The sequence below is a fragment of the Streptomyces sp. NBC_01267 genome (assembly GCF_036241575.1).
GTDB lineage: Bacteria > Actinomycetota > Actinomycetes > Streptomycetales > Streptomycetaceae > Streptomyces.
This window is the reverse complement of sequence record NZ_CP108456.1, coordinates 95,755-116,876: the sequence shown is the minus strand read 5'-3', so window position 1 is coordinate 116,876 and position 21,122 is coordinate 95,755. Positions and strand designations below refer to the sequence as shown.

General features: G+C 68.7%; 21 protein-coding genes. 6 read left to right on the top strand and 15 right to left on the bottom strand.

The genetic code is table 11. The features are described 5' to 3' along the window. Window positions 1–9 precede the first annotated feature (9 nt). The 6 genes from OG709_RS35450 to OG709_RS35425 form a co-directional block, all read right to left on the bottom strand. The gene (locus tag OG709_RS35450) at window positions 10–1,044 is read right to left on the bottom strand and encodes an ankyrin repeat domain-containing protein (protein WP_266646651.1); all 1,035 of its coding nucleotides are present in this window, start codon (window positions 1,042–1,044) and stop codon (window positions 10–12) included. After that, window positions 1,044–1,490 (bottom strand): nuclear transport factor 2 family protein, encoded by a 447-nt coding sequence (locus OG709_RS35445; RefSeq protein ID WP_250306201.1) that lies wholly within the window; start codon window positions 1,488–1,490, stop codon window positions 1,044–1,046. Before OG709_RS35445 ends, OG709_RS35450 begins: the two co-directional genes overlap by 1 nt. Window positions 1,491–1,586: 96 nt before the next feature. Next, the gene (locus tag OG709_RS35440; protein WP_250306200.1) at window positions 1,587–2,057 is read right to left on the bottom strand and encodes a nuclear transport factor 2 family protein; all 471 of its coding nucleotides are present in this window, start codon (window positions 2,055–2,057) and stop codon (window positions 1,587–1,589) included. A gap of 14 nt (window positions 2,058–2,071) precedes the next feature. Further along, a complete protein-coding gene (locus tag OG709_RS35435) occupies window positions 2,072–3,154 on the bottom strand; it encodes a low temperature requirement protein A (protein WP_250306198.1) in 1,083 nt (360 codons plus the stop codon). Between the two features lie 252 nt (window positions 3,155–3,406). Continuing rightward, complete coding sequence (glgA, locus tag OG709_RS35430) at window positions 3,407–4,627, bottom strand: glycogen synthase (RefSeq protein ID WP_329169356.1); 1,221 nt, start codon at window positions 4,625–4,627, stop codon at window positions 3,407–3,409. Between the two features lie 114 nt (window positions 4,628–4,741). After that, window positions 4,742–5,155: a hypothetical protein gene (locus OG709_RS35425; RefSeq protein ID WP_250306195.1), complete on the bottom strand. Its 414-nt coding sequence runs from the start codon at window positions 5,153–5,155 to the stop codon at window positions 4,742–4,744. A gap of 245 nt (window positions 5,156–5,400) precedes the next feature. Here OG709_RS35425 and OG709_RS35420 point away from each other — a divergent pair, with 245 nt between their 5' ends. Further along, the gene (locus tag OG709_RS35420; RefSeq protein WP_250306193.1) at window positions 5,401–6,750 is read left to right on the top strand and encodes a helix-turn-helix domain-containing protein; all 1,350 of its coding nucleotides are present in this window, start codon (window positions 5,401–5,403) and stop codon (window positions 6,748–6,750) included. Here OG709_RS35420 and OG709_RS35415 read toward each other — a convergent pair. The 3 genes from OG709_RS35415 to OG709_RS35405 form a co-directional block, all read right to left on the bottom strand. Continuing rightward, a complete protein-coding gene (locus OG709_RS35415; RefSeq protein WP_250306192.1) occupies window positions 6,731–7,282 on the bottom strand; it encodes a cupin domain-containing protein in 552 nt (183 codons plus the stop codon). The genes OG709_RS35420 and OG709_RS35415 overlap by 20 nt on opposite strands. A 91-nt stretch (window positions 7,283–7,373) precedes the next feature. Continuing rightward, on the bottom strand, window positions 7,374–8,339 hold the full coding sequence (locus tag OG709_RS35410) for a TIGR03619 family F420-dependent LLM class oxidoreductase (protein WP_250306191.1): 966 nt from the start codon (window positions 8,337–8,339) through the stop codon (window positions 7,374–7,376). Window positions 8,340–8,344: 5 nt separating this feature from the next. Next, window positions 8,345–8,803 (bottom strand): nuclear transport factor 2 family protein, encoded by a 459-nt coding sequence (locus tag OG709_RS35405; RefSeq protein ID WP_250306190.1) that lies wholly within the window; start codon window positions 8,801–8,803, stop codon window positions 8,345–8,347. Between the two features lie 178 nt (window positions 8,804–8,981). Here OG709_RS35405 and OG709_RS35400 point away from each other — a divergent pair, with 178 nt between their 5' ends. From OG709_RS35400 to OG709_RS35390, 3 genes are all read left to right on the top strand, one after another. Next, window positions 8,982–9,890 (top strand): alpha/beta hydrolase, encoded by a 909-nt coding sequence (locus tag OG709_RS35400; RefSeq protein ID WP_250306189.1) that lies wholly within the window; start codon window positions 8,982–8,984, stop codon window positions 9,888–9,890. A gap of 71 nt (window positions 9,891–9,961) precedes the next feature. Beyond that, window positions 9,962–11,347, top strand: a complete 1,386-nt coding sequence (locus tag OG709_RS35395; protein ID WP_266646644.1) for an MFS transporter — start codon at window positions 9,962–9,964, stop codon at window positions 11,345–11,347. Window positions 11,348–11,397: 50 nt separating this feature from the next. After that, window positions 11,398–11,694 (top strand): muconolactone Delta-isomerase family protein, encoded by a 297-nt coding sequence (locus OG709_RS35390; RefSeq protein ID WP_250306187.1) that lies wholly within the window; start codon window positions 11,398–11,400, stop codon window positions 11,692–11,694. Window positions 11,695–11,975: 281 nt separating this feature from the next. On the opposite strand, the gene OG709_RS35385 is transcribed toward OG709_RS35390, so the two are convergent. Beyond that, window positions 11,976–12,605 (bottom strand): TetR/AcrR family transcriptional regulator, encoded by a 630-nt coding sequence (locus OG709_RS35385; RefSeq protein WP_266646642.1) that lies wholly within the window; start codon window positions 12,603–12,605, stop codon window positions 11,976–11,978. A 314-nt stretch (window positions 12,606–12,919) separates the two neighbouring features. Here OG709_RS35385 and OG709_RS35380 point away from each other — a divergent pair, with 314 nt between their 5' ends. Next, window positions 12,920–14,215, top strand: a complete 1,296-nt coding sequence (locus OG709_RS35380; RefSeq protein WP_329169354.1) for a transposase — start codon at window positions 12,920–12,922, stop codon at window positions 14,213–14,215. 109 nt (window positions 14,216–14,324) lie between these two features. Here the strand turns inward: OG709_RS35380 and OG709_RS35375 are convergent, their stop codons facing one another. From OG709_RS35375 to OG709_RS35365, 3 genes are all read right to left on the bottom strand, one after another. Beyond that, window positions 14,325–15,098 carry an SDR family NAD(P)-dependent oxidoreductase gene (locus tag OG709_RS35375; protein WP_250306183.1) on the bottom strand — a complete coding sequence of 258 codons (774 nt, stop codon included), beginning with the start codon at window positions 15,096–15,098 and terminating at the stop codon, window positions 14,325–14,327. 161 nt (window positions 15,099–15,259) lie between these two features. Further along, window positions 15,260–15,967 carry an HAD family hydrolase gene (locus OG709_RS35370; RefSeq protein ID WP_250306181.1) on the bottom strand — a complete coding sequence of 236 codons (708 nt, stop codon included), beginning with the start codon at window positions 15,965–15,967 and terminating at the stop codon, window positions 15,260–15,262. A gap of 196 nt (window positions 15,968–16,163) precedes the next feature. Then, a complete protein-coding gene (locus OG709_RS35365; protein WP_250306179.1) occupies window positions 16,164–16,817 on the bottom strand; it encodes a ScbR family autoregulator-binding transcription factor in 654 nt (217 codons plus the stop codon). A gap of 282 nt (window positions 16,818–17,099) precedes the next feature. Between OG709_RS35365 and OG709_RS35360 the strand changes: the two genes are divergently transcribed. Continuing rightward, window positions 17,100–18,044, top strand: coding sequence for a ScbA/BarX family gamma-butyrolactone biosynthesis protein (locus OG709_RS35360; protein ID WP_250306177.1), 945 nt, complete (start codon window positions 17,100–17,102; stop codon window positions 18,042–18,044). Window positions 18,045–18,180: 136 nt separating this feature from the next. Here the strand turns inward: OG709_RS35360 and tpg are convergent, their stop codons facing one another. Further along, window positions 18,181–18,738: a telomere-protecting terminal protein Tpg gene (gene tpg / locus OG709_RS35355; protein ID WP_250306175.1), complete on the bottom strand. Its 558-nt coding sequence runs from the start codon at window positions 18,736–18,738 to the stop codon at window positions 18,181–18,183. A gap of 6 nt (window positions 18,739–18,744) precedes the next feature. After that, complete coding sequence (tap, locus tag OG709_RS35350) at window positions 18,745–20,985, bottom strand: telomere-associated protein Tap (protein ID WP_329169351.1); 2,241 nt, start codon at window positions 20,983–20,985, stop codon at window positions 18,745–18,747. Window positions 20,986–21,122: the final 137 nt, after the last annotated feature.

Here is a 21,122-nt window from a genome sequence, read left to right as displayed (position 1 = left end):
AGTGGGCGGTCAGCGGGCGCCGCGGGAGCGGATCAGTTCACTCAGCGCGTGATCGGCCCCGAAGACCTCGACGGCGAGGTCGAGCGGCGTCTTGCCGTCGTGGCCGAGGAGATCGAGCCGGGCGCCGGCCTCCACGAGCGTGCGCGCGCAGTCCTCGTAGCCGTGCCACAGCGCGTCGTGCAGCGGGCTGTAGCCATTGGTCGCGCCCTGGAAGTCGAGGTCGATACCGTCCTGGCGGACCAGATCGGCGGTGATGCCGGCGTGGCCGTTGTAGACGGCCTTGTGCAGCGGCACCGCGCCGAACGTGGGCTCGACGGCGTTCACGTCCGCCCCGGCCGCGAGCAGCAGGCGCACGATCTCGTCGTGACCGTCGCGGCAGGCCACCAGCAGCGGCGTGTGGCTGTCGTTGAAGCCGCTCAGGTTGGGGGAACGCTCGTCGACCTCGGCGCCGGCAGCGAGCAGCTTGCGCACCCGGTCGGTGTCGCCCTCCGCGGTCGCCGCCATCAGCTCCTGGCCGGCCACCGCGCGCTCGTCGCCCGCCCGACGGGAGTTGAGGTGCTCCTCGGCCTTGAGCAGCCGGTCCTTGCCGAACGTGTTGACGTTCAGTTCGTACGCGAAGTGCTGCTCGAGCGAGAAGCCGTAGTGCGTGTAGACCTGGAGTGCGGTGCCCTGCGTCAGCAAGTACTCGGCGATGTCCGGGTACTTGTACCAGAGCGCGTCCATCAGGGCGGTGTGTCCGGTGGTGGGCGCCACTGCGTCCACGAAGGCACCCGCTTCGACGAGAGCCTTCACCACCTCGAGGCTGCCGCCCTGGCAGGCCTTGTGCAGCGCGGTCGCGCCGGCCCGGGTGTCGGCGGTCAGGACGTCGGCACCGCCGTCGATCAGGGCCTGGACGGTGGGAGCGTCCGCATGCCCGGCCGCGATCATCAGGGCGGTCAGCCCGGTGGCGGACTCGCGGTGGCGCGCGTCGGCGCCGGCTGCCAGCAGTTCGGAGACGCGTGCGGCGTCCCGGGCGCGTACTGCGGTGATCAGCTCGGAGCTCATCAGGCGGCCTCCTGCCCCGAAGCGTCGCCCCGCAGGGCCCGGATGATCTGCGACGGGTCCGTGTAGGACTTCCAGCGGGTGATCTTGCCGTCGCGGACCGTCAGCCACTGGATGAACTCGATCTCGAACTCGACGCCGGTGCCCCGCACGGTGGACATCTCGTGGATGACCCCGGCGGCCTGGTCGCCGTCGACGACCAGGCGCACCAGCTTCTCCAGGCGGACGTCCACGGCCCCGGTGAAGATCTTCAGGGTCTCGAGGACAGCCTCACGGCCGCGGTAACTGCCGATCCACTTCATGTCGTCGTTGTAGCCGGGCACCGGCGTGTAGTTGATCCACTCGACGTCCTCGGCGAGTGTGTCGAGGGCGGTTTCGAAGTCGCCCGATGTCAGTGCGTCGAACCACCGCTGTACGACTTTCCTGGTTTCTTCCGTGGCGTTGCTCATGAAATCTCCTAGAAATGGAAGGAATCCCATGGGAATCCTGAGCGAGATACTCGGGAGCCAGCAAGAAACAGGTGGTCGACTTCCTGAGATCGCCGCTCAGGAATCGGCGGACTGAGCCTGTTCGGCGGCGCGGGCGAACAGATGCTGATTTCCGTCGGCCCAGGTGGCCGTCATCACGATGGCGTTGATCCGCCAGCCGTCAGACGTCCGCTCCAGGTCGATGCGGTAGGTGCCGGCGAGCGTCCACAGCGGACCGCCGTGCTCGTTGGGCATGCGGTGCGTCGCCTGGAACATCGCGGTCGTGACGGCGCTGTCGCCCTGTACGTCGACCAGGAAGTTGCTGAGCAGGTGCTGGGTGGCGGCGAACTGGCCGAGCAGCCCGGACCAGGCACCGATCAGGTCCTTCTTGGACACGGGACCCGGCTCGCCGCCATTGAGGCTGGTGTAGTCGAGCATGATCTCGTCGCTGAAGACATCGTTCAGCGCGTCCCACTCGCGCTGGTCGATGTACCAGCCCATGCGGGTGCAGGTCTCGATGACGTCGAGGCGGTCGGCCACAGAACTCATGGATTTTTCTTCTTTCAGTGATAGAGATGTGCCATTTTCAAGGTCCAGCGATGGTCGCTGAGCAGGGCAGCGCCGATGAGGGCGCCAAGCACTACGACTTCGGCCACTGCCGTCCCGAAGTGCCCCACCGGAATTGCCAGTACGGCGAACAGTGAGGCGGTGAAGTGGAAACGCTGTGGGCCGATCTTCAGGATTCCGTGGAACCAGGCGATACCGCCGAGGTACAGCGCCACACCACAGGCCAGCGCGACGGACGGGGCCATGGCCAGTGGATCGTAGGGGTGCACGATGGTCTTCTTGACGGCCGCCGCGATCAGGATCAGTCCGAGCAGCATCGGTACGTGGGCGTAGAAGAACGCGGCGAGTGCCAGCCGCGAACGTTGCACCGCGTCCTGCCGCTCCAGGGCGAGTTCGGCCCGCGAGGCCTTCTCGGACTCGTCGAAGTACACCCACCACAGACCGGCCGGGATGACGAAGATGAGGACCGCCGTGGTCACGACCGACGGCCCCGCCTGACCGCCGTCGGTGCCGATGCCGAGCGCCAGGAACGAGTCGCCGAGCGCGATGATCATGAGCAGTCCGTGCCGTTCCACGAAGTGGCCCGGCTTCAGCTCGAAGCCCGAGACGCCCGTCAGCACCGGCGCGACGATCTCCAACGCGACGGCCGAGGTCCACAGCGCGTACATGGCCCATCCGTCGAGGAAGCCGGCGCCGATGATGAGGAGCGCGCCCACCGTGTGGAACGGGGCGATGCGCAGCATGTTGCGGGCCGCTCCGGTGCCGCCCAACGCGAAGAGGGCGGCATGCACGGTGACGATCAGCAGGTAGCCGATGCCGAACGCGACGCCGTCCCCGTCGAACGCGTTGGGCGTGGCCAGGCCGATGACCAGAAAGGAGGCCATGCCGAGCAGCAGCAGGACCCGGTGGTGCCTGCGTTGGGGCGGAAGGTGGTTGGTGAGCCACGCGTATCCGCCGTACATCCACCACAGGAGCCAGAAAATCAGAAGTACTTGAATAACTCCGTGCAGCGTCATGTCCCGGCTGAGCACCCGGGCGAGCTGCGTGAAGTTGAATACGAACGCGAGATCGAAGAACAATTCCAGAGTCGTGACCCTGGATTCGCTTTTCGTAGCGGGATCCACGGACAACGCGGCAGGCCCCGCGGATTCCGTTGCCTCGTCCTCGAACAGCGTGCTGTTGTCGTGCGTGGACCTCGAATGCTCCGGGACGCCTTCTACATCTTGCGCGGAAGTCGTTTGAGACATGTCTGCGAAGGTAGCGGCAGCAGTGGTGGTCCGGTCAAAGAGATCAAATAGACATCATGAGGTCGGGGCGCGAAGCCTGTGCGGTCAGCGATCCAGCACCGAGCGGTAGACGGCATGCGCCCGCTCCGCCGCCACGTCCCAGCCGAATTCCTTCTGCGCCCGCGCGAGGCCGGCCGCGCCGAGCCGGGAGGCATGGTCCGGATCGGCGAGGAGCTGATTCATCGCGGCTGCGAGGTCGGAGGCGAAGCGCCGGGGGTCCAGGGGCGTGCCGCTGCCGTCCTGCTCCTGCTCGATGGGCACCAGAAGGCCCGTCTCACCGTCCGCCACGACCTCCGGGATGCCGCCCGTCGCAGTGGCCACGACCGCTGTGCCGCAGGCCATGGCCTCCAGGTTCACGATGCCCATCGGTTCGTACAGGGACGGGCAGACGAAGACGGAAGCGTGGGTGAGGAACTGCAGGAGGACGGCCCGATCGAGCATCCCGTCGATACGGACGACTCCGTCCCGCACCCGGCGCAGTTCGTCGACCAGCGCCTCGGTCTCGGCTCCGATCTCGGCCGTGTCGGGTTGCCCGCAGCACAGCACGAGCTGGGCACGGGGATCCAACTCGAAGGCCGCACGCAGCAGCTGCGGCAGACCCTTCTGACGGGTGACGCGGCCGACGAAGAGGACGATGGGCCGATCGGGGTCCACCCCGTGCCGCACCAGCGCGGCCGTGCCGTGGTCGGGGCGGTAGGCCCGGGTGTCGATGCCGTTGTGGACCACGTGGACCCGCTCGGGATCCACATCGGGATATACGCGAAGGATGTCCCGACGCATGCCGTGCGACACGGCGATCAGCGCATCGGCGCTCTCCAGTGCCGAACGCTCCACCAGGGACGACAACGCGTAGCCGCCGCCCAGCTGTTCGGCCTTCCAGGGGCGCAGCGGTTCGAGGCTGTGGGTGGTGGCGACATGGGGGATGCCGTACAGCACCTGCGCGAGCCGGCCCGCCCCGTTGGCGTACCAGGTGTGGCTGTGGACAAGGTCTGCTCCCGCGCACCCCGCGGCCATCTCGACATTCACCCCGAGCGCGCGCAGGGCGGGGTTCTGCTCTCCCGGCAGCACGGGGTCCGGGTAGGCGGTCACGTTCTGCGCGTCGCGCGGCGCACCGAAGCAGCGCACGTGCAGGTCGACAAGACTGCGGAGTTCTGCCGCGAGTTCTGCGGCATGGACACCGGCCCCTCCGTATACCTCCGGAGGGAATTCCTTGGTGAGCAGATCGACGCGTGTTCGGGACGACCGAGCGGGTTGCTGCACATGCATGGCGACTTCCTGAGGTCCGTGGACATTGACAGGACTCCTGCACCGGCCGCTCCGCCCGAACACCCGGGAAACACGGCCGGTCGGGCGGAGCGGCATCCGCGCCGGGCCGTCCCCTCAGACGGTGGAAGGCGTCATGATCACGGGCCAGCTCAACTCCTGAGCAAGCCGTCGGCTGTCCGCGCTACAGGCGATGACGCGCGGATTTCCGACGACGCCGAGCAACCCTGTCCCGGTGCACAGGTCTCCGTAGCCGAAGCAACTGACCGGATCGATGCACAGGCGGGCCATGGCTTCGACGACCGTCGTGCACTTGTCCATGTCGCGGGTAGCCGACGGCGAAAGCCGCAGAAGAATTCCCTCGGCGGGCAGCGTCCGAGGGAACGGCCGCAGAGAGTCCACGACCATGACGACAAGGTCCCCCTTGGCCCGGTGGCCTTCGAGCGCGGCTTGCAGGGCCACGTCCTCGTGCGGAGGGCGTTCTGGATGGGCGAGGTCGAAGAAGGCCGCACGCCGCACCGGTCGGAACATGCCTCACTCCCCTGCCTCGAACCCGCATGCCGTCGCTGTCACTCGCTGTGACCATAGCCAAGGCGGAGGGAAGACCGTGAGACAGGACTTCGTACATTCTGAAGTCGCTGCGCCTCCGCTGTCGTCCCGGCTGGTGCAGAGCAGAAGCTGTGACTTCTTTCACCGGAGATGGCCGCAGTTGTCAAATATCCTGTAAATTTTCCATCACCCCGCCGAGAGCACATCAGCAGGACCGAGGAGACACTGTGGACAGCACTGCCGAAGACGGTGAAGGCACCGGACGGCGGCTGAGGGAGCTCCGTCGTGCTCGTGGTCTCAAGCAACAGGACCTCGCCAGCGACGACGTCTCGGTGAGCTACATCTCGCTGATCGAGTCGGGCAAGCGAACTCCTTCGGCGGCTGTCGTGACGCTCCTGGCCGAGCGCCTCGGATGCACCCCCAGCTATCTGCTCACGGGTCAGGACGGCACACGGACACGCGAGTTGGAGCTCAAGGCCGCGTTCGCCGACCTCGCCCTGCACAACGGTGAGAACAGGGAGGCGCTGCAGGCCTTCAGCGAGATCCTCGCCTCCGGTCCCGTCCTGCCCGAGGCCACCGTGCGCCGAGCCCGCCTCGGCCAAGCGCTCGCCCTGGAGCAGCTCGGCAGGCTGGAGGCCGCGGCCCAAGCCCTCACCATGCTGTACGAGGATCCCCGGTGCGTCGCCGGCTCAGCGGAATGGACCCAGCTGGCCACGGCGCTCTGCCGCTGCCACCAGGCCCTCGGCGACCAGGTCCTCAGCGTCGAGATCGGAGAGCGGGCGCTGCGCCGCCTCGACCAGTTCGGCCTCGAGGCCACGGACGACCACATTCAGCTCGGAGCAGTGCTGGTCAGCTGCTACCGGGCCCGCAGCGACCTGGCCAAGGCCCGCCTCGTGGCCGAACGCCTGATCAGGATCGCCGACGGTCACGGAGGCCGGACCGCACAGCGGGAGACCTTCTGGAACGCCGCCCTCGTGGCAAAGTCCCAGGGCCAGATCGACGAGGCCCTGGCTCTGGCAGAACGCGCACGCGCGTTGTTGGCCGAGAGCGATCACGTGCGCCACCACGCACTGCTCTGCGGTGTCTACGGGATGCTGCTGCTCTGCTCCGACCCCGGTGACCCTGAACAAGCCCGTCAGCTGCTCGAACAGTCGCAGGCTCAGCTGGTGGAGGTCGGCACGGCAGCCGAACAGGCGTCGGCCCAGAGCAATCTCGCGGAGGCACACCTGCGGCTGAACCAGGCGGCCGAAGCTCAGGAACATGCGTCCAGGGCGCTGGAGCTGTTGCGCGACGAGCCGCGCCGGGAGTCGGTCGAGGCGCGTGCCGTACTGGCTCACGCCCAGTTCGGCATGGGCGAGAGCCGGCAAGCACAGGAGACGCTCCGCGCTGCGGCGGCGCAGCTTCGCCAACTGCCCCCGGCCCGTCCGTCGGCTGCCGTGTGGCGCCGGATCGCGGACATCTGGCAGCAGTACGGGTACACCGCCGAGTCCATCGCCGCCTACCGGCAGGCGCTGAACGATGCGGGGCTCCCCGGCCTCCCCGCCTCCGCCGACCGGGTCAGCGAAGCTGCTCGCTGAGAGTGTCCTGGGCACCGATGAAGACGCTGGCCATGACGGCCGGTTCGGTGCTGCGGTTGAACCAGGCATGCCGGTTGCCGCGCAGGACGACGCAACTGCCGGGCGTCAGACGGGTCTCGGAGCCGTCTTCCAGCTGGAGCCAGAGCTCCCCCTCCAGGATGATCGACATGTCCACGGTGTCCGTCGCATGGTGCCCCTTGTCGTCCGGGGCCAGAGCCTTGAGCAGCCCGGGGAAGACCTCTTCCACCTCGGCGGAGAGCAAGTCGGGATCGCCCTCCGGGCCGCGTCCGGTCTCCGGGGGCCAGCGCAGTATCACGAAGCGGGTCCCGGTGTCCCCGGGGAAGTAGGGCACGAAGGCTGCTTCAGTGCCGCCGTCGCCTCTCGCGGGGGCATCGTTGCGCCCCCAGACCTGGTAGAACTCGACGCCAGGCAGCGCACCCACGGTCACGGGGGCGACCGGCCCGTTCGCCTCGACCACCGAGGTGCCGTCGGGACGGCAACCCGCGACCAGACGCGAAATCGCGTGGATCATGGTGTCTCCAGTTTCTTCGTGTGCTGAATCTCTTCGCGTACGGAGGAACAAGCCCTCTCGGGCAGCACGGGTGGCAGGATCCGGCGCTCCCTCAGCGCGCGGCGGGGAGCGCGACCGGAGCGAGTTCGCCCAGTGCTTCCTCGACCAGGGCGAGGGAGCCGGCAGGGTCTGCTCGAGGGCCGACGATCCGCGGGTCGAAGTTGAAGTCGAGGAAGACCTCGGTGGCCCCGGCATCGTGCATCTGCTCGATGTCAGAGCGAATCTGAGCAACCGAACCGTGGAAGAGGCTGCGCCCGGAACCGGGTTCGGTGCCGAGGAAGACGGTGGCGCGTACGACGATGCGCAGCCCGTCAGGGGAACGTCCGGCGCGTTCGGCGGCTGCGCGGACCCCGGACGCGGCAGCGGCGACCTCCGGCACGGCGACGAAACCCGGGCTGACCCAGCCCTGGGCCAGGCGCCCCGCACGCGTCCAGGCCTTCTCGGTGGAGCCACCGAGCAGCAGGGGGAAGACCGGTTGGACCGGGCGAGGGCGGACCAGGGTCCGGGGCAGCTCGGTGAACTCGCCCTGGAACTCCGCCTGGTCCTGCTCCCACATCCGGCGGAGCACCTCCACGTACTCCAACGTGCGGGCCACTCGCCGTTCCATCGGCAGGCCGACGGCCCGGAACTCCTCCTCGGACCAGCCCTGAGCCAGCCCGGCGTCGAGCCGTCCGCCCGATACCCGGTCGAGCTGGATGAGCTGCTTGGCCAGAACCGCGGGCGCGAAGAACGGGGCGTTGAGCACCGAGACACCCAGCCGGATCCGCTCGGTGCAGCCGGCCAGGTATCCCAGGGTGATGAGCGGCTCTGCCACGCCGTAGTGGAAGGCCGGCTGGAAGTCGGACGACCATTCGGCATCGTTGCTCTGCATCGGGAAGAGCAGGCGGGTGAAGGTCCACAGGGACTGGTAGCCGAGCTCCTCGGCCTGCCGGGCGATCCGTACCTGGGTGGAGGGTGTCGCCCAGGCTCCGGAAAGCGGGACGCCCACACCAAGAGCGCGGGGGGCGGTCGTGGACATCCCGCTCACCCCTCGTCGGTGGTCGGAAACATGGCCCGACGTGCCTCCAGGGGCACTTGCTCCGCGAACCGGTAGGTGTCGTAGAGCTCCCGGAAGAGCTTTATCCGCCCGTCCACGACCCGGAACAGACCGTGGTAGACGTTCGTGTACTCATGACCGCCCGGCTGCAGGATCCGGCCCGTGTACTCGACCAGTGCCCACTCGGGGTCGGCGAACGGCCGAGTGGTGCTCACCGGGAGCTCGACCGACAGGGCCGCGTCGACCACCCCCGTGTAGAGGCTGCGCAGCGCATCGGCACCTTCCAGCCGGGTCGGGCTGCCCGGGGGTGCGAACGGCATCTCCATCACCACATCGTCGGCCAGGCAGGCGAACGCGGCTTCGAGCCGCCCACTGCCGATCTGGTCCAAGAAGTAGCGCCCTACTGACTGGGCGTCTCGTGGCGGGGCGAGTTGATCCTGCGTCATCGTCGACTCCTTGTTCGGTGATCGACCGAGAATGACTGCGCCGCGGACAGGATGTCAATGTGTCTGTCATATTCGATCAAGCTAAATGACTCATAACTTGACAGTTAGTCAAATCGCTTGGTTATGATGACACGTGGAGCGCATTCAAGCGCGTCGGCAGGACCTTGAAGGGAGACCCATGAACCCCAACGGTGATGTGCGTGTCGAGGGGGTGGCACTCCCCAGCGAAGGTGTCGACCTCGTCGGCGACCTCTACCGACCTGCTTCGCAGCCGGCCGGGGATGCCTCTCCCGCAGTGGTCGTGGTCGGCTCGTGGACCACTGTCAAGGAACAGATGGCCGGGCGGTACGCGGCCGGGCTCGCCGCCCGAGGACTGACCACGCTCGCTTTCGACTTCCGCGGGTACGGCGGATCGAAGGGCGATCCGCAGGACTTCGAATCGCCGGAACGTAAGATCGCGGACATCGTCAGCGCTGTCGACTACCTGAAGTCCCGCCCGGACGTGGACTCTTCCCGGATCGGCGCCCTCGGTATCTGCGCCGGCTCCGGATATGTCGCGGTCGCCGCCTCACGGAATCCGGAGATCCGCTCCGTTGCCATGGTGGCTCCGTGGCTGCACGACCGAACGCTGGTCCCGGACATCTACGGCGGCCCGGAAGGCGTTCGTGAGCGGATGGCCCTGGGCGAGGCAGCCCGGGACAAGTACGAGTCGACGGGTGAGGTCGACTACATCCCCGCGGCAAGCGACACCGACGAACGCGCCGCGATGTACGGGCCGTTCGACTACTACCTGTATGCCGATCGAGGGGCTGTCCCCGAGTGGCGCAACCGGTTCGCCGTCATGAGCTGGCCGCAGTGGCTGACCTTCGACCCCATCTCGGTCGCCGCTCAGTGCACGGCACCCACCTTCATGCTGCACAGCCCGGACGCCGCCATCCCGGACGGCGCCCGTCGCTTCCACGATGGGCTGAGGGCACCCAAGGAACTGCAGTGGACGACCGGCTCCCAGTTTGATTTCTACGACCAGGAATCGACAGTGATGTCGGCACTGGACTCGGTGGAGGCCCACTTCGGAAGGACGCTGTGAGCAGGCGACCTGCCGTCGATTCAGCACGTAGCTCTCCCTCCGGGTCCATGGCGGCTGATACGCGGCCGAGGTTGAGCCCTGACGCCACGGTTCGCGTGGCCTGTCTGGCGTTCTTCGTGATCACGTTGGACACGACGGTGGTCAACGTCGCCCTGCCGAGCATCGGTGAGCAGTGGGACGGCCAGGTGTCGGCGCTGCAGTGGGTGGTGACGGCGTACACTCTGCTCTTCGCGGCGCTGTTGCTGTCGGCGGGAGCGATCTCGGACCGGATCGGCGCGAGCCGCGCTTTCTCGATCGGTCTGTCGGTCTTCACCCTGATGTCCGCGCTGTGCGGGCTTGCGCCCAACCTCGGCGTGCTCATCTTCGCGCGGGCGCTCCAGGGCGCGGGGGCGGCAGTGATGATGCCCGCCTCGCTCGCTCTGGTCCGCCAGGCCTACGACGACCCGGCCAAGCGCGCCCGCGGAATCGCGTGGTGGACGGCGGGCGGCGGCGCGGCGGTCGCTGCGGGCCCGGTCGTCGGTGGCGCACTCACGACCGGGCTCGGCTGGCGCTGGATCTTCTTCATCAACATCCCCGTCGGCATCGTCGCCCTGATCGGAATGCTCCGCGCCCCCCGGTCCTCGCGCGGGCAGGCCCCGATGGACCCGGCAGGCCAGGTGACGGCAGTCCTGGCCCTGGCGGCTCTGGTGTTCGCAGTGATCAACGGAGGCTCCCACGGCTGGACGGACCCGGTCACCATCGTGGGCTTCGCGGTCGCCGTCATCGCCGCAGTCGCGTTCCTGCTGACCGAGTCCCGCCAGCGCAATCCGGCAGTGCCGCTGACCTTGTTCCGCAATCCCGCGGTGGCCGTGTGCACCAGCGCGGGTCTCGCCCTGAACCTGGGCTACTACGGCCTGGTCTTCGTCTTCACGATCTTCTTCCAGGAACACCGTGGTGCCTCGGCCCTGATGGCAGGCCTGATGTTCATTCCGATGACGGCCTTCACCACAGGGGTCAACCTCCTGGCCGGCAAGCTGACCAACCGCCACGGGCCGCGCTTCCCGTTGGTTCTCGGCCAGATCATCCAGACGTTGGGCATCCTGGGCCTGCTCTTCGTCTCCCAGGACACCCCCACTCCTCTGCTCCTGGTGCTGCTTGTCCCGCTGGGCATCGGCGGAGGCCTGGCGATCCCGCCCCTGACGACGGCGATGCTGGAGTCGGTCCCGCACGAGAGGGCCGGTCTGGCTTCCGGAGTCCTCAGCGCGGCCCGCCAGTTCGGCGGGGCCATCGGCGTGGCCCTCCTGGGCGCCCTGATCGCCGACTCGGCCCACTTCATGACAGGCATGCGCATCAGCCTGGTCATCGGGGCCGCGGTCCTGGTGGTCACGACGCTGGGCGTGATCCGCTTCCTGCCCGCCGGCCATCACCACCCGGCCGCCGCGGAGCCCGCTCCGAGGAACGAACCGCAGCCACAGTGATGCCGTCCCACCACACGGCACGGCACACCACTCATTCAAGGAGGATTTCCATGGACTTCATGATCCATCTCGACGGTTCCCGCGTGTACGACCTGCCGGCCGAGGAACGCGACGAGGTCGTCAAGCGCGAGCACGCACACGCGCATGAACTCATGGCCACGGGCGTGCTCAAGCACATCTGGCGGATGCCCGGTCAGCGCGGCAACGTCGGCATCTGGTCGGCCGCGGATGCGGATGCTCTGGAAGCGGTGTTGGCCTCCCTGCCCATCCGTCCGTATGCGGACCTCCAGGTGACCCCGCTGGCCACCCACCCCCTCACGCTGGAGGTGGCGGACAACCGCGGCTGATACTCCGGCCGCACTTCGCGATCTGACGGATCGTCGGGGTGGCCGGGTCGGGGTCCGTGCGCTCAACGGGCCCCGACCCGGATTTCGGACACCGTAGACACTGGATCTTGAGGATCCGGGAGAACGGCCGCAGCATCAGGCTGAAGTACTCAGGGTCCTGCGCCCAACAGAGACAATACGGAATGTTCGGTTTGTTATCTGGCCGAAAGGGAACCCGCTGTAAAGGGATCTGGCGGACCCGACGAGCTGCCCAGACCTACCGAGGGCCTACCGGGGGAAGCTCAGCGAGCAGGCCCGGCGCCCTGCAGGAACAGCTGCCAGATCTGCTTCAGTTGAGAGCCCGCATCGAGGAGTCCGGGCTCCCGCGCTCCGGCCCCGTCACGGACGCTCGCCTCGACGCGTTCGCGGATGTGGGCCTCGGCTCCTGTCATCAGGTAGGCGACGAGAGCCTCAAGGGTCCGGGGGTGCGCGGCCGGGTGGAGTTCCCCGTCCCTCCATGCCTGTTCCAGCAGTTCACGTACTGCGGGCAGCCAGGCCGAGCCCCAGCAGGCAGCTTCGCCGGGACGCTCTCGCGAGAGCCGCGCGGCCGAGCGCACGGTGACATTCCGCTCCAACAGCGCCGCGAGACCGACGATCAGCTCCATCACCGCGCGCAGCGCCGTGACCTGGGGCGAGACCTGAGACGTGACCACCTGCGCGACCAGCGCGCCGGTGATGGCGCGACCCTGCGCCTGCACCTCGTCGGCCACCTGGCTCTTGGTGGAGAAATGGAAGGTCAGGGCCCCCATGGACACCTCAGCAGTCCTACAGATCCGGACAAGTGAGGTTCCCTCGTAGCCGTTGCGGTCGAGTTCCTCCGCGGCGGCCTGGACGAGCACTCTGCGCGTACGTGCCGCTCTCTCCTGCTTCACCCTTGCCCTCCTCGGGATGTGCGCCGGCGGCCGTGGCTGACAGCAACTGCCTTGACAGCAGCGCGACTTCGGGTCGGTGCAGTCGTCCACGCCGCCCGGCCCCCTCCGCCGACCGGCCCGGTCGGTGAGACCGCAAGGGTGAACCCGCGACCGGACGCGCCACAACGCCGACTTGCCGAAGATGCACCGGCGTGCCCCCCGATGGCTTGAACGTTGCAGGTGGAACCGCCATCCAGGAAAGAAAGAAAGCGATCGTTCTGTATTGTTCTGGGGTGAGTGCGCCGCCGCGGGACCGGAACCAGGAAGGAACCACCATGTCCGCACACGGAACATTTCAGGCAGCTCGGGGCCCCGAACGAATCTCCTCGTACGCCGAGGACCTCTTCGGGCACCTGCCGCGGGCCGACCAGCGCCGGTGGGCCCTCACTTATCTGCGGGGGCTGCTCACCGCACCGGGCAGGAAGTCGGTGCGCCGCCTCGCCCGGGCCGTGTCCGACTCCCCCACCGCGGCGCAGTCGCTGCAGCAGTTCGTCAACTCCAGTCCCTGGGAGTGGGATCCCGTCCGGGCCGCGCTGGCCCGCTGGACCGAACAGCAGACGGGGGCGCAGACGGGGGTGCGAGCCTGGACGGTGGGCCTGTCGGTGCAGCCCAAGCGGGGGCAGCACTCCGTGGGCGTGCACCGTCGTTTCGTACCGGAGAGCGGACGTACCGTCAGTTGCCAGGCAGGCGTGGGTCTCTTCCTCACCGCCGGAGGACTTTCCGCCGGAGGGCATTCGGCTGGAAGACTTTCTGCTGGAGGACTCGCCACCGCAGGATCGGCGATCCCCGTCGACTGGCGTCTGCTCCTGCCCGAGCGTTGGTCCGGGGACGCCCGCCTGCGGCTGCGCACCCGTATTCCCGACTCCGTCAGCGACCGCTCGCTGGGGGCACACATCCTTGAGATGGCCGACTCCCTGGCCGCACGCACCTCATGTGCCGTTCCGCCGCTCGTGGCGAACATCCCCGGCTGCCCGCAGCTCCCCTCGCTCCTCCATGAACTGAGCAGGCGGAGGCAGGAGTTCGTCCTGGCGGTGCCTGACTCGCTCGCCGTCCTGCCCTGCGCCCCGGACGGACGCCCATCCGCTTACGGTCCGGAGTTCACCGCGGTGCCTGCCCGGCACTTCCGCGGCCTGGACCGAAGTCCCGCTGTGCACACCACCACCGTGCGCCCGTCCGGTCCTCTGCCACGCCCGGTGGGCATGCGCTCGGGGCTGGTCCGGCTCGCGGGCGCTCCGGAGCTCCGCAGCCGGACGGCGCCGAGCAGCAGCCGGACAGCCCAGTCAGCCCAGTCCTCTCTCCGCCTGTTCACCGGTACGGCAGCAGCCGGGCGCCCCGCACGGCTGTGGATCACCAACGCGCTGCGCCGCCGCCCGGACGAACTGCTCGCCCTCACCGCGCTGCCCGCCCTCACCGACGGCGCCGTCCGGAGCCTGCGGGACGACTTCGGGCTGCTCAACTTCGAGGGTCGTTCGTTTCCGGGCTGGCACCATCACATGACGCTGATCTCCGCCGCGTACGCCTACAGCCGACTCGCCGCCCCTGCGGAGCAATGCCTCAGGAACAGCGCCTGACCGGAGTTCCCCGGGCCGAGTTCCCCGGGCCGAGTTCATCGGGCCGGAGTTCATCGGGCCGGAGTTCATCGGGCCGGAACGCCCGGGGACCGGAATGCGTAGGGACGCGTCACGCGGCGGTCACCCCGCCGTCCACCGCCATGGACGTTCCGGTGACATAGGACGAGCGGTCGCTGCACAACCACGCCGCAGCCTGCGCCACTTCCAGCGGAGCAGCCATCCGCTTCTGTACAGCACGGGCCACGAAGCTCTCCTCCAGCGCCGGTGATTCCGCCAGGACGGTCTGCATCATCTCGGTGAGGGTGCTTCCCACCACGAGGGCGTTGACCCGGATGCCCCGCAGGCCGTATTCCGCCGCAGCGGCCTTTGTCAGACCGATCACCGCATGCTTGGCGGCCACATAGGCGGCCGAGGCGCCGGTGGCCTGCAGTCCGGCGACGCTGGAGGTGTTCACGACCGCTCCCCCGCGGCCGGACTCCAGCATCACGGGTATCTGATGACGGAGGCAGTTCCACACCCCCCTCACGTTGGTGTCCATGGTGCGGTCGTAGACCTCGTCGCCGATCTCGTGCAGTGCGGTCCCGGACGAGGCCCAGCCCGCGTTGTTGAACGCTGTGTCCAGGTGACCGAAGGCCTCGACGCCCGCGCCCACGACGCGCTCGACGTCTTCCGACAGCGCCACGTCTCCTGCCACGGCCAACGCCCGTCCACCCTCGGCCCGGATCTTCTCGGCGAGGTCCCGTAAGCGCTCCTCCCGCCGCGCCATCAGGACCACGGCCGCTCCCTCTTGGGCGAACAACTGGGCCGCGGCTGCGCCGATCCCGCTGGAAGCACCCGTGATCATGGCGACCTTGCCGGTCAACATGGACTGCTCACTGCTCATTGCCCATCCCCTTTTTTTTCAGCCGGACGCCGCTGCCCGGGAGCAGCGGCGTCGTAGTTGGTGCGCTCCCCCACCTCACACAGAGCGCAGGGCGCGCTCTTCAGAGACATGCCGATACCGCCGCACGGCAGAGCGCCGTACAGCCAACCTGGACAAGGGCGTCACGGAGCGACCGGGTCAGATCGCCACGCGGCGCCGGTCGCGGCCTGCGTATCGATCGCCCACAGCAGTTCGTCATCGACGGCCCGCAGCGAACGCACCAGGTGCCGGGCGCCCGCTTCGCGCATCAGCTGTGCCTGGAAGCTGTGCCGGAAGGTGCTGGGGTGGCCGATGAAGGACACGTCGAGCGTCCTGGCGGTCTCGGCCACCCGCGCCACGTCGTCGATGAACAGGGCCTGGTCGTGGCGCAGACCGAAGATCTCGGTGGTGATCTCGTGGATGCCCGGACGGAAGTCGTTGGTGCAGACGTAACCGGGCCCGTCGAACAACGCCGTGTGCTCGCCCAGGAACCTGTCGAAGTGGGCCTTCTCCAGCCCCCCGTAACAAACAGTCCTCAGACCCGCGGCGCGCAAGCGCCGCAGCAGTTCGACCGCTCCGTCGGTGAGCGTGACGGGGTGTGTCTCCAGGTACTGCGCGCGCTCCTCGAAGTACGCCTCGCGCATCTCCGCGACGGTGGCGCGGGAGCCGACCGCGGCGGCGAGGCGCTGGAAGGCGATGTGCTGCGGCTGCGAGAAGATGCCGCGCTCGCTCTCGGCCGTGTAGGTGCCGCCGCGGCTGGTGATGAAGTGGTGGATGACCGGGCTGAAGGTGTCGTTGAGCAGGACGCCGTCGATATTGACCGCGGCAAGTCTGAGGTGATCGAGCTCCATCGTGTCGCCCCCGCGAGTGTCATGTCGTCAAGCGGTTCCGGTGCACCGGTGCTGCTACTGCCGGCGCGCGGTCGGTACCGCGGTCACGGTACAGGCGGCGGCAGACCGCCGCCTCGAAGTGCCCTCTCCCACTGGGGCGGTCGGGACAGCGTGCCGGTGACACTGTGCGCGCCCGGCTCGGCGCCGCGTACCGGGCTCAGGACAGTGCGGCACCCGAGGCATCAACGGCGGCCACCTTCACTCGTTGCGGGTCGAGCGTGGTGTGGGCGACGACGGACGGTACGGCGATTCCCGGCAGCAGTAGCCGCCACATGCGCACCGCTCGCTCCGAAAGGTCCCGGCGTCCGCTCACCACCGCGGCGACCGTCTGCATGCCGGTGCAGGCTTCGACGACGAACTCGGCGACCTCCTGGGGCCCCACCCCCGGCAGGAGTTCACCCTTCTCGACGGCGATATCCAGGCACTGCTTCATGATCTCGATCCAGGCCGTGTAAGGGGCGGCGTCCTGGATACCGAAGGTGGCCTGCTCGCCGGTGAGCCGCACACCTGCCCGCAGCATCGGGTCCACCTGGAGCTGGTGGGCCCAGATCAGTGTGATGTCCACCAGCCGTTGCAGGCCGGTCGAGTCCAGCCACGGCACGATGGTCTGCGGCTGGGCGTTCATCACGGCACGGGCCAGGCCCTCTTTGGACTCGAAGTGGAAGTACATCGCCCCGGCTGTCGCTCCGGCCCGCTTGAGGATCTTCGTGATACTCGCGCCGGCGAAGCCGTACTCGTCGAAGACCTCCGCTGCCGCGTGCAGGATCACCTCGCGGGTCTGTACGGCTCGCTCCTGCTTCGGCTGTCCCATCGCATCTTCTCCCAAAAAATAGAACGATCTCTATGTTATCCGGTCCGAACCGGGAATCGCCACTCCCCCGCTCCAGAAGTCGGACGACCGGACCAATCCGCTCCGGACAGGCCGACACCGCCCGACAGTCGGACAATTTCAGCCTCCACCCGCTCTCGACCCTTTATCAAGGCATGACCCGGCATTCACCTTCTCTTGACCCTAAAAAAAAGAACACTCTTTATGTTTGCCGGTGCGGCTAACGCCGCGCCGCGCCTCAACAGATGTTCCAGGGGGAGCTTCATGTCCATCACAGTGCCAGGACCTGCCCGGATACCGACGCGCGGCACCACCAGGGTTCCGCGCGAGTACGTACACAAGGTGGCCGGGTCCGAAGTCCTGCTCACCGCCTGGCGGCCCAACGGAAGCGACGTCTACGGCGTGGGGGCGCGCTGGCCGCACCAGCACAGCTTCTACGGCCCCTCCCACGGCCTGCACGACCCGCTTCTGCTGGCCGAATCGGTCCGCCAGGCCATTCCGCTGCTGTGCCACACCGCCTTCGACGTGCCCCTGGGGCACCGCCAGGCGTGGAGCCACTTCGCCTACACGCTCAACCCGGCGGCAATGATCGCGGCCAAGGCCCCCTCCCCGGTGGGCATGCGTATCTCCTGCACCGAGGTGGTACGCCGCGGCAGCCGACTGGCCTCGATGAACATGCAAGTGGACCTGATGCGGCACGGAATACAGCTGGGCACGGCCCGGACCAGCTTCTCCAACCAGCCCCCGGCGATCTACCAGCGCCTGCGCAAGCAGTACGCGGATGTGGCCCTGGCCGAGGCTCGGGCGATCCCGCTGGCTCCGCCGATGAACCCGCAGCAGGTGGGCCGCGAACGGTTCGAAGATGTGGTCCTCTCCCCCACGGACAGCCCCAACCTCATGCAGTTGAGGGTCGACCTCACCCATCCTGTGCTGTTCGACCACCCCCTCGACCACGTTCCGGGAATGCTGCTGCTGGAGGCGACGCGCCAGGCAGCACACGCGTTCGCCCATCCGCGGCCGGTGATGGTCGTGGCCATGGACGTCGTCTTCTCCCGCTACGCCGAACTCGACGCCCCCTGCTGGATCCACGTCGACCCGCTCCCCAGCGACTCGGCCGGACGGGTACGAGTGCTCATCTCCGCGCTCCAGAACGGCACTTGCATCTACTCCAGCGTCGCCACGCTGGACCATCACCTGCCCACCCTCTGACACGTCGGCCACCGGCACTTCGGCGGCGGGCCGCTGCCGGGTGGTGCTGAGTGGTCCGGCCGGAGTGCTGTCGGAGTGCCGTCGGAGTGCCGTCCTGCGGGGGCGGCTCTCCGACAGCGACCGAAGCGACCGGCGCCTACAGGTCGAAGTCGATGTGTTCCACGTCGGTGAACCGCACCTCCTCCAGGTCTCCGGCGCGGCGGCCGTCGTCCTGGAAGTAGACGTCCTTGAGTGCTTCGGCGGTGATCGTCCGGAGTTGCTGGTCGCCGGCTCCCTGCGCCTGGGCCTCGAAGAGGCGGGCCGCGTACTGCGGGGGCAGGGCCACGGTGAGGTGGCGGATCCGGTCCTGGTCGGTGGTGCCGATCGGGGCGGTGTAGCCGAGGCGGGCGCGGGTGTCGACGACGATGCCGTCGGTGGTGGCCGCCTTCTGCCTGGCCTTCTCCCTGATCTGCGGCTGCCACCGCTTCCTGACCTCGGTCTCCAGGCGCGTGGCGAGATCCGGACGGGGCTTCCTGATCTCGTTCTTCACGTACCGCTCCACGGTCCGCTGGGACACCCGCAGCATCCGGGCAACCGCCTTCGTCCCCTTCAACTGCTTGACCAGGTACCGCATCTGCGCACCCGCCGACTTCGGGATCGGGCGGGTGAACGCCTTCTCCACCGCCTTGTCCAGGCCGTCCCCGAACATGCTCATCGCGGTCTACTCCCCGTCGTCCTTGTTGGTGACGCTGCCGTCCTTGATGTACCGGGCGAGGTTGAGCTCCTGGCCGTACTGCTCCCGTACGCCCTCGCCCCACAGGGTGGTCTGGGTGCCCTCGTGCTTGACCATCCCGGGGCTCACCCCGAGCCGCCAGCCGCCGGGCAGGGGCTTGCCGTCCCGGTACGGGACGAAGTCCAGCGGCCCCGGGCCGTCGGCCGCGTACACGGCGCAGTCCGAGAGGATCGCGACCGGGTACTGACCCGTCGCCGCCGCGTGCTTGAGCACCTTGCGGTGCATGTTGATGCGGGTGCGGGAGATGACCGCGGCCCGGATGTCGGGGCGCCAGGTCGGACGGGACAGCGCCCGCCACGCCTGGCCCGGCTTCCAGCCCTCGCCGCGGGGGCGCTCGCGGAGCTTGCCGATGCCGCCCTTCACGGTGGCCTTCACCGCCGACACGACGATCGCCAGCTGGGGATCGCGCTGCCGGTAGCCGTCCATCGCGGCCAGGAAGTCGGCCGGGGCGAGGTCGCCGGTGACGCCCAGGTCGGCCATCGTCGCCACGTAGGCGTCGCGCAGCCGGTTGTACCAGCCGTCCAGGTAGCGGCCGTTCCGGTACCGGACGTACGCCTCGGTCGGTGCGACGGCGTAGCCGAGCTCCACCGCGTACGCGACCGTCGGCGTCGCGTACCAGGCCGGGCCCTCGGGCCGCTCCCCCTTCGGTGTGAACGGGCTGGGCAGCAGGTCGCCGTGCAGGTCCCGCCACTCCTTGCCGATCAGTACGCGGGACAGGTCGACGTGTCCGAGGTCGACCAGCCAGGCGCCGGGCAGCTTCGGGTCGAACCGCGGGTTCCTGACGTGTGTCGGCGCGCCCAGGCCGACGATCGTGCCGTTCGCTCCGGCGGCGAAGGCCATGTTGACGTCGATGCCCACCAGGTGCCGTTTGAGGCATTCCGCGTCGGTGAGCGGCCTCGCCCAGTCGTACGCCTCCTCCACCAGGACCTCGTCCGGGCCCCGTTTGTGGAACCGGGGCAGGCCGGCGAGGAGCGGGTGGCCGTCGGGGGCCTCGCACGGCGCGGGGTCGACCGGGTCCTTCCCGAGGGAGCCGGGGTTGTACTCGCTGTGCCGCTTGCCGTGGGCGTCCGGCTCGCTCGCGCGGGTCGGCGGGTGCAGGGCGGTCATCAGCTCCAGGCCGGTCACGGCGGTGGAGCCGCGGGGTGTCATCACCCGGGCCGCGTACGTGCCGAGGATCCGGGCGAGTTCGGCCGGGGGGAGCCGGCCGGCGTCGCCCCAGTGCCGGACGTCGAGCGCGTCCCAGGACGGGATGCACAGCTGCACGCACATCCGCTCGGCGCCCTGGGCCGGGCGGTAGATCCTTGCCCAGGGTCCGAAACCGCGCTTCGTGAGCTGCCATTCGGCCCGCGCGAGCTGCTTGATGACCTTGTGGCCTTCCGGCAGCCGACCGGACAGACGCTCTTCCTCGGTGAGGCGGAGCGGCAGGCCGTAGCGCTCGCACGCGGCCTCGGTCAGCACGATCAGGGGGTCGGCGTCCTTGCCCGGACCGCTGAGCTTGGGCGCGCCCAGCTTCGCTTCGGACAGGGTCCATTCGACCAGGGCGGGGACCGACTTGGCGGGGACGTCCAGGACCAGGCCGCCGACGCAGTACGCGAGGACCTTGCCGTCCTCGATGTCGACGACCGCCAGCGGGCCGCTCTCGAAGCGCGGGTCGAAGGCGGCCTGCGCCTCAGCGGGCTTGGCGGTGGTCTTCTTCGCGGCCGGGCGGCGTGACGGCGCCGTCGCCGTCGACGTCGACGGGTTGGCGGGGGCCGCGGGGGCCGACGGGTGGGACGGAACGGTGCGGGTGGGGCTCTGGCGCGCCGGTCGGGTGGGCATGGCCTGGGTGTCCGACACCGGGGTTGTCCGTGGTTCCGCTGCCGTCCCGGGCGCGGGTGCCTCGGGTGCGGTGGGCATCTCGGGTGTCGCCGTGCCCTGCCCGGGGGCGGGCACCGGGTACAGCTCCGCGAGTTTGTCGAGCAGCCGCGCGTACGCCTCGCGCTCCGGGGGCCTCGGCTCCGTCCTGCCGCTCTCCCAGCCGCTGACGGTCGCGCGGCGCACCTTGAGCGCGCCGGCCACCTGGTCCAGGGTCAGGCCGTGTGCGGTACGGAGCCGCTTCCGCTCGGCCGGTGGCGGAAGCGGGGACGCGGATGCGACCAGTGCGTCGACCGCGTCGAACAACTCGGACATGGAGCCTCCTGACCCTCAGCCTATCCCGCACCCCTGTACGGATTGCGTACGTTTACCGTACATATCGCGTACGGGTGGATGTCCGAGGGGGCTCCGGGCCGACCCGAGGTACTCGCCACTCCCCCGGCCGCGAGGCC

Bases quoted from the DNA above. Each gene is read 5' to 3' on its own strand.
- OG709_RS35375 (WP_250306183.1), bottom strand. From the start codon at position 15,098: ATGAGCAGTGAGCAGTCCATGTTGACCGGCAAGGTCGCCATGATCACG.
- OG709_RS35425 (WP_250306195.1), bottom strand. From the start codon at position 5,155: ATGTTCCGACCGGTGCGGCGTGCGGCCTTCTTCGACCTCGCCCATCCA.
- OG709_RS35405 (WP_250306190.1), bottom strand. From the start codon at position 8,803: ATGACGCAGGATCAACTCGCCCCGCCACGAGACGCCCAGTCAGTAGGG.
- OG709_RS35410 (WP_250306191.1), bottom strand. From the start codon at position 8,339: ATGTCCACGACCGCCCCCCGCGCTCTTGGTGTGGGCGTCCCGCTTTCC.
- OG709_RS35370 (WP_250306181.1), bottom strand. From the start codon at position 15,967: ATGGAGCTCGATCACCTCAGACTTGCCGCGGTCAATATCGACGGCGTC.
- OG709_RS35390 (WP_250306187.1), top strand. From the start codon at position 11,398: ATGGACTTCATGATCCATCTCGACGGTTCCCGCGTGTACGACCTGCCG.
- OG709_RS35440 (WP_250306200.1), bottom strand. From the start codon at position 2,057: ATGAGTTCTGTGGCCGACCGCCTCGACGTCATCGAGACCTGCACCCGC.
- tap (WP_329169351.1), bottom strand. From the start codon at position 20,985: ATGTCCGAGTTGTTCGACGCGGTCGACGCACTGGTCGCATCCGCGTCC.
- OG709_RS35365 (WP_250306179.1), bottom strand. From the start codon at position 16,817: ATGGGACAGCCGAAGCAGGAGCGAGCCGTACAGACCCGCGAGGTGATC.
- OG709_RS35450 (WP_266646651.1), bottom strand. From the start codon at position 1,044: ATGAGCTCCGAGCTGATCACCGCAGTACGCGCCCGGGACGCCGCACGC.
- OG709_RS35400 (WP_250306189.1), top strand. From the start codon at position 8,982: ATGAACCCCAACGGTGATGTGCGTGTCGAGGGGGTGGCACTCCCCAGC.
- OG709_RS35380 (WP_329169354.1), top strand. From the start codon at position 12,920: ATGTCCGCACACGGAACATTTCAGGCAGCTCGGGGCCCCGAACGAATC.
- OG709_RS35415 (WP_250306192.1), bottom strand. From the start codon at position 7,282: ATGATCCACGCGATTTCGCGTCTGGTCGCGGGTTGCCGTCCCGACGGC.
- OG709_RS35360 (WP_250306177.1), top strand. From the start codon at position 17,100: ATGTCCATCACAGTGCCAGGACCTGCCCGGATACCGACGCGCGGCACC.
- tpg (WP_250306175.1), bottom strand. From the start codon at position 18,738: ATGAGCATGTTCGGGGACGGCCTGGACAAGGCGGTGGAGAAGGCGTTC.
- glgA (WP_329169356.1), bottom strand. From the start codon at position 4,627: ATGCATGTGCAGCAACCCGCTCGGTCGTCCCGAACACGCGTCGATCTG.
- OG709_RS35445 (WP_250306201.1), bottom strand. From the start codon at position 1,490: ATGAGCAACGCCACGGAAGAAACCAGGAAAGTCGTACAGCGGTGGTTC.